This window comes from Streptomyces sp. NPDC059169 (genome assembly GCF_042755225.1).
In the GTDB taxonomy this organism is placed as follows: Bacteria; Actinomycetota; Actinomycetes; order Streptomycetales; family Streptomycetaceae; genus Streptomyces.
Genome location: NZ_JBHZCF010000001.1, coordinates 859,226 through 865,511, shown reverse-complemented (window position 1 = coordinate 865,511; position 6,286 = coordinate 859,226). Strand labels below are relative to the sequence as shown.

General features: G+C 68.7%; 7 protein-coding genes and 1 rRNA gene. All 8 read left to right on the top strand.

Annotated elements, in window-relative coordinates; genetic code table 11:
- Positions 1-142: 142 nt before the first annotated feature.
- The 8 genes from rrf to ACFXOM_RS03905 all read left to right on the top strand — a co-directional run bounded on the left by rrf (position 143) and on the right by ACFXOM_RS03905 (position 6,273).
- Positions 143-259 (top strand): 5S ribosomal RNA (gene rrf / locus ACFXOM_RS03940).
- A 100-nt stretch (positions 260-359) separates the two neighbouring features.
- On the top strand, positions 360-1,004 hold the full coding sequence (locus ACFXOM_RS03935; protein WP_384940972.1) for an HAD family hydrolase: 645 nt from the start codon (positions 360-362) through the stop codon (positions 1,002-1,004).
- A gap of 43 nt (positions 1,005-1,047) precedes the next feature.
- The gene (locus tag ACFXOM_RS03930; protein ID WP_385036865.1) at positions 1,048-2,274 is read left to right on the top strand and encodes an MFS transporter; all 1,227 of its coding nucleotides are present in this window, start codon (positions 1,048-1,050) and stop codon (positions 2,272-2,274) included.
- Entirely contained in the window at positions 2,225-3,400 is a 1,176-nt protein-coding gene (locus ACFXOM_RS03925) for an acetoin utilization protein AcuC (protein ID WP_384940968.1), read from the top strand. The genes ACFXOM_RS03930 and ACFXOM_RS03925 overlap by 50 nt, the downstream gene beginning before the upstream one ends.
- 197 nt (positions 3,401-3,597) lie before the next feature.
- Complete coding sequence (locus tag ACFXOM_RS03920) at positions 3,598-4,413, top strand: phosphatase (RefSeq protein ID WP_384948131.1); 816 nt, start codon at positions 3,598-3,600, stop codon at positions 4,411-4,413.
- 128 nt (positions 4,414-4,541) lie between these two features.
- Entirely contained in the window at positions 4,542-4,751 is a 210-nt protein-coding gene (locus ACFXOM_RS03915; RefSeq protein ID WP_158687078.1) for a helix-turn-helix domain-containing protein, read from the top strand.
- 110 nt (positions 4,752-4,861) lie between these two features.
- Positions 4,862-4,960, top strand: a complete 99-nt coding sequence (locus tag ACFXOM_RS03910) for a 30S ribosomal protein bS22 (RefSeq protein WP_003948845.1) — start codon at positions 4,862-4,864, stop codon at positions 4,958-4,960.
- A 251-nt stretch (positions 4,961-5,211) separates the two neighbouring features.
- Positions 5,212-6,273, top strand: a complete 1,062-nt coding sequence (locus ACFXOM_RS03905; protein WP_384940964.1) for an NAD-dependent epimerase/dehydratase family protein — start codon at positions 5,212-5,214, stop codon at positions 6,271-6,273.
- The last annotated feature ends 13 nt before the right edge of the window (positions 6,274-6,286 follow it).

Below are 6,286 nucleotides of genomic sequence, written 5' to 3'. Positions count from 1 at the left end.
GGTTGATAGGCCGGATATGGAAGCCAGGTAACTGGTGGAGTTGACCGGTACTAATAGGCCGAGGGCTTGTCCTCAGTTGCTCGCGTCCACTGTGTTTGTTCTGAAGTAATGAACGGCTTTTGCTGGTTTATCTTCATAGTGTTTCGGTGGTCATAGCGTTAGGGAAACGCCCGGTTACATTCCGAACCCGGAAGCTAAGCCTTTCAGCGCCGATGGTACTGCAGGGGGGACCCTGTGGGAGAGTAGGACGCCGCCGAACTATTGTTGGCCTCAACCCCCGGACTTTGTTCGGGGGTTGAGGCATTTTTGCGTTGTATACCCCCGTCGACCGACCAGTCCGGATTTCCTAAGGTAGACCCATGCGCTACGACCTGGTCATCTTCGACAACGACGGTGTGCTCGTCGACAGCGAGCGGCTCGCGAACACGGTCCTCGCCGAGTACCTCACCGAGTTGGGACATCCCACGACCTACGAGGAATCAGTGCGGGACTACATGGGTTCCGCAGTGCACCGCATCCATGAAGTGGTCCTCGAACGCACGAGCAGCCGGCTCCCCGCGGAATTCGACGCAACCCTGCTCGCCCGTACGCTGGCCGCATTCGAGCGGGAACTGCAGCCCATACCCGGCATCGTCGAGGTGCTGGAGAAGCTGGTGGCGGACCAAGTGCCGTACTGCGTCGCCTCGTCGAGCAGCCACGAGCGGATCAGGGTCGGACATCGGAAGACCGGCCTGGACGCATGGTTCCGGGACGGAACGATCTTCAGCGCGCAGGACGTGGGTCGGGGCAAGCCGGAGCCGGACCTCTTCCTCCACGCCGCCGAGCGGATGGGCTGCGCGCCGGAACGGTGCGTCGTCGTGGAGGACAGCAGGCTCGGCGTCGCCGCGGCCAACGCGGCGGGAATGGACGTCTACGGATTCACCGCGATGACACCCGCGGTCGGACTGGCGGACGCCCAGGGGCACTTCACGGACATGGCGGAGCTACCGGGATTGCTCGTGTGATCCATCTACCCAGGAGTAGGTGACCGGCCTACGCTGTGCGGCCATGACGGACGCGCGGTTGCGGCACGGTCGGGTTTCTCTGGCTTTGAGCTTCTTCGTGCAGGGGGTGACCTTTGCACTGCTCGTGACACGCATACCGGCGATCCAGGACCGGTACGCGATATCCGACGGCCTGCTGCCCGCGTTCCTGGCAGCCGTGCCGATCCTCGCCGGCGTCGGCAGTGTGGTGACCGGCAAACTCGTGGCCCGGGTGAGACCGGGCCGGGTCCTTCGGTGGTCGCAGCCGGTCGTGCTGCTCTCCCTGCTCGCCGTGGGGTCAGGTAGCGACGTGTGGCAGGCGGCCGTGGCCCTGGGGGCGTTCGGGCTGGCCGTCGGAGCGCTGGACGCCTCCATGAACATGCTCGGCGTGAGCCTGCAGCGGGCCTACGGGCGCAGCATCATGCTGGGTTTCCACGCCGCGTACAGCCTCGGTGGGATCACGGGTGCGTCGCTCGCCTGGGTCGGGGCGCACCTCGGTCTGCCGCTCCCGGTGTCGTACCTCCCGATCGTGGCGCTGCTGCTGCCGGCTGCCCTCGCAGGGAGCCGGTGGTACGCGGACGACCCACACCCGCTCTCCGACGGGTCGGTGCCGGGGACGGATCGGGCGAGCGCAGCGCCGGCGTTCGCGGTGTTGCTTCCGCTGTGTCTGGTGATGACGTTCGCGTACATCGGGGACTCGACGGTCTCCAACTGGAGTGCGAAGTACCTCCAGGACGTGTTGGGCGGATCGGAGGAATTGGCGACCCTCCCATACAACGCCTTCATGATGACGACGTTGCTGGGTAGGGCCGTGGGGGATCTCGGCGTGCGGCGGTTCGGCGCGGTGGCGGTCGTGCAGACCGGCACGGTGTTGGCCGCCGCCGGGTTCGCGGTGGTGGCCCTCGCACCCGGTCCCTGGGTGGGGCTCGGAGGCTTCACCTTGTTGGGACTCGGGCTGTGCGTGATCGTGCCGCAGACGTTCGCCGCAGCGGGACGCGCGTTCCCCGGGCACAGCGACGCCGCAGTGGCTCGTCTCAACGTCTTCAACTACGTGGGCTTCCTGATCGGGTCGCCCTTGGTCGGCGCGCTCGGGGACGCATGGAGCTACCGGGGAGCGATGTTCGTACCCATGCTGCTTGTGCTCGTGACATTGGCCTACGCCCGTTCGTTCGCATCGGAGTCCGACCGATACGGTGGCGTTCATGAGCGGCCGCGCACGGTTGATGTGGGACGAAGCGGTAACGAAGTATGACTTCGGGGCCGGGCACCCGATGGATCCGGTCCGGCTCGCGCTGACCATGGGGTTGGTGCGGGCGTACGGCCTGGACCGCGCGGTCGACGTTGTGGCGGCCAAGCCCGCCGGGCAGTCGACGCTGCGGCTGGTGCACCGGGAGGACTACGTGGCGGCCGTGCGGGCCGCCTCCGAAGATCCCCGGTCAGCGGACCAGGCATACGGTCTGGGGACCATGGACGATCCGGCGTTCGCCGGGATGCACGAGGTGTCCGCGCTGATCGCGGGGCAGTCCGTGGGGGCGGCCGAGGCGGTGTGGCGCGGGGAGTCCGCGCACGCCGTCAACTTCGCCGGCGGACTGCACCACGCCATGCCCGGGGCTGCGGCCGGTTTCTGCATCTACAACGACGCGTCGCTGGCGATCGCACGGCTGTTGGAGCTGGGGGCGGAGCGGGTCGCCTACGTGGACGTCGACGTGCACCACGGGGACGGGGTCCAGACGACGTTCTGGGACGACCCGAGGGTGCTGACGATCTCGCTGCACGAGCATCCGCGACTGCTGTTCCCGGGCACGGGATGGCCGGAGGAGACGGGTGGTGCGGGTGCGGCCGAGGGCGGAGCGGTGAACGTGGCGCTGCCGGCGGGCACGGGCGACGAGGGGTGGCTACGGGCGTTCCACGCGGTGGTGCCCGAACTGCTGGCGGACTTCCGGCCGCAGGTACTCGTGACGCAACACGGGGCGGACACCCACTTCGAGGATCCGCTGGCCCATCTCGCGGTGTCGCTGGACGCCCAGCGGATGGTCCAGGAGGCGTGCCACGCGATGGCGCACCAGTACGCCGAGGAGGGGCGCTGGGTGGCGCTCGGCGGCGGTGGGTACGCCGTGGTGGACGTGGTGCCGAGGTCCTGGACGCATCTCGTGGGGATCGCGGCGCACGCGCCGGTGGAGCCCGAGTCGGTGGTCCCGCCGTCCTGGCGGGACGAGGTGTACGCGCGCACGCGGCAGGTGGCGCCGGGGCGGATGACGGACGGACGCACGCCCGAGTGGCGCGCCTGGGACCGAGGTTACGATCCGGCGGACCGCCTGGACCAGGCGGTGCTCGCGACGAGGCGTGCGGTGTTCCCGCTGCGGGGGCTGTTGCCGTAGGGCCTGCTTCCGTGGGGCGTGCTTCCGTGGGGCGTGCTTCCGTGGGGCGTGCGGGCGCCGGGGCCGGGGGCCGTGGCGGGCGCCGTCGGGATCCGGGCGGTCCATGTCTCCCGTCCCGGACGGCCGCGTTACGCCGATCGTGCGGATGTGCCGGGGATCGCGGTGCGCGGGAGTGCCCCTGCGGGAGCATCGACCGTGTGTTGAGCAAGGGAGCTTTACGGGCGCATCTGCTGGCGGCCCGGTTGGCTGGACCGGTGGCCACCCCGCGGGAGCGGAGCCTGCGCAGCTACCGGCTGTTCGCCGCACGGGACCCACGGGCCATGCTCGGACTCGATCCCGAATGGGTATGGAACGAGCGAGACTTGATCGCTTTGATGGCGGACAAATGCGGGGTCTCCGGCGATCCGGGCCATGTTTCCGGGCAGGACGTGATCGACCCCGAGAGGACGTTGGGCGGCCTCGATGCCTTTGCCGAGCGGCTCTCCGTCGTGGCGCGAGGGCGGGGCGCGGTGCTGTTCGGGACCGGGCACCCGGATCGTCTGCTCGGCTTCTACGCCGATCTCGCAGACGCTCTGTCGGCGGCGGGCTGTTCCGTCCTCACACCGGCGCAGGGGCGATGTGTCGACATAACGACCCGGTTCGGCGTACGCACGTACAACCTTGACTACGTACGGGGCGTCGCGCTGGTGCGGGAGCCGGGGGTGCGGGAGAGCGGGAATGAGACCGGCGCGCACACCCACTCGCCCCTCCCGGTTCGGGTCGCACTGGAGGGTGTGGCGGAGGCTGGAGGGCCGCTGCCCGAGCTGGTCATCGGCGATCACGGATGGGTTTGCGGCGCAGGTCAGCTGGGTTTTGACACCATCGGCCTGGCGGACGTCGACGACCCCGCGCTGTTCGTCGGCGAGGCCGAGGGGAGGGTGTCGGTCGCCGTTCCGCTTGACGACGCCGTGCGGTCTGATTACTACCGGCCGCTTACTCGCTATGTACTCAATCGAGCGTGTCTGTCACAGTAAACGGCCGATGGCTGCTCCTCTTCCCCACTCGCATCACCCGCCCCTAGTCTGGTGAGTGAGCGCACCGCGACGAAGAGTCACCGGAGGGGAAGCCGGTGTGCGTCGTGTGCGGAAGGTACAGGTGGGTCATGGCTGCTGGCGAGAGGCCTCTCAACGAGGTCAAGTTCCTTACCGTGGCGGAAGTCGCCTCGGTGATGCGCGTGTCGAAGATGACGGTGTACCGCCTGGTGCACAGCGGTCATCTGCCGGCGATCCGGGTGGGGAGGTCTTTCAGGGTTCCGGAGCAAGCGGTTCACGAGTATCTCCGCGAGTCTTTTGTGGGGGTCGAATCCGCCTGAGGCTCCCCTCGGATTACTGGCTCGGAGCTCGGACCGGTAGGCTAGGCCGACGTAGGTCGTGTGGGCCCAGACGCCCCGCACCGAGTGAAGAGAAGTGAGCGAGGGTAGTCGTGGGCTCTGTTATCAAGAAGCGGCGCAAGCGGATGGCCAAGAAGAAGCACCGCAAGCTGCTCAAGCGCACGCGCGTTCAGCGTCGCAACAAGAAGTAGGCGGCGGCTGTCCGCTGAGTCGTGGCCCTCCCACCCGTGCGGTGGGAGGGCCACGGTGCGTTCCGGGGCGCCGGAGTTCCACGTCCCGACCGCCGGGTCCTCCCGGCCGATTTCCGCCGCCCCTCCGGCACGGCACCGCATTGTCGTGCGTTGGGACCAAAGAGCGGGGAAGAAGGCCCTGCGGTCATCACAGCGCAACATCAACCCGCTACGGTGACGCATAGCCAGGACCGAAACGGAAGGCGCTGATCTTGGGCAAGGTCGTGCTCGTCACCGGTGTGGCCCGGCAGCTCGGGGGCCGCTTCGTACGCCGTATCCAGCGGGACCCCGAAGTGGACCGGGTGGTGGGCGTGGACGTGGTGACGCCCACGCACCAGCTCGGTGGAGCCGACTTCGTCAGGGCGGACATCCGCCAGCCCGCCATAGCGCGGGTGCTCGCCGAGCACGCCGTGGACACCGTCGTCCACATGGACGTGACGGGGACCCCCCTCGGCACCGGCGGTCGGGCGTCGGTCAAGGAGACCAACGTCATCGGCACGATGCAGCTGCTCGGGGCCTGCCAGAAGTCTCCGACCGTCAGACGTCTGGTCGTGAAGTCCAGCACGAGCGTGTACGGCTCGGCTCCGCGCGATCCGGCGGTCTTCACCGAGACCACGCCGCCCAAGTCCCTCCCGAGCGGCGGCTTCGCCAAGGACACGGTGGAGGTCGAGGGGTACGTGCGCGGCTTCGCCCGGCGCCGGCCGGACGTGGCGGTGTGCGTGCTTCGGTTCGCCAACATCCTGGGGCCGCGCGCGGACTCCCCGCTCGCCGACTACTTCTCGCTCCCCGTCCTGCCCACGGTCCTCGGCTACGACCCGCGCCTGCAGTTCGTCCACGAGGACGACGTCATCGAGGTGTTGCGGATCGCCTCGCACGAGCCCCGCCGCGGGACGCTGAACAGCGGCACGTTCAACGTGGCCGGCGACGGCGTACTGCTGCTCTCCCAGTGCTCGCGGAGACTGGGCCGCCCCACGGTGCCCGTGTTGCTCCCAGCCGTCACGTGGGTCGGGTCCGCACTGCGCACGGTCGGGGTGACCGACTTCTCGCCCGAGCAGATCAGGCTCCTCACGCACGGCAGGGTGGTCAGTACCGTCCAGATGCGCGAGACCCTGGGCTTCCACCCGGCGTACACCACTGCCGAGACCTTCGCCGACTTCGTGCGCAGCCGTGCCCCGGGCCTGCTGCCGCCGGAGAAGCTGGCCAGGGCGGTCGACAGGGTCGCTGCCCTGCCGCTGGCCGGCGGGCCCGGAAACACCCCTCAGAGCGCCGGATAAGGAGCGCGAGCAA

Bases quoted from the DNA above. Each gene is read 5' to 3' on its own strand.
- ACFXOM_RS03915 (WP_158687078.1), top strand. From the start codon at position 4,542: ATGGCTGCTGGCGAGAGGCCTCTCAACGAGGTCAAGTTCCTTACCGTG.
- ACFXOM_RS03930 (WP_385036865.1), top strand. From the start codon at position 1,048: ATGACGGACGCGCGGTTGCGGCACGGTCGGGTTTCTCTGGCTTTGAGC.
- ACFXOM_RS03925 (WP_384940968.1), top strand. From the start codon at position 2,225: ATGAGCGGCCGCGCACGGTTGATGTGGGACGAAGCGGTAACGAAGTAT.
- ACFXOM_RS03935 (WP_384940972.1), top strand. From the start codon at position 360: ATGCGCTACGACCTGGTCATCTTCGACAACGACGGTGTGCTCGTCGAC.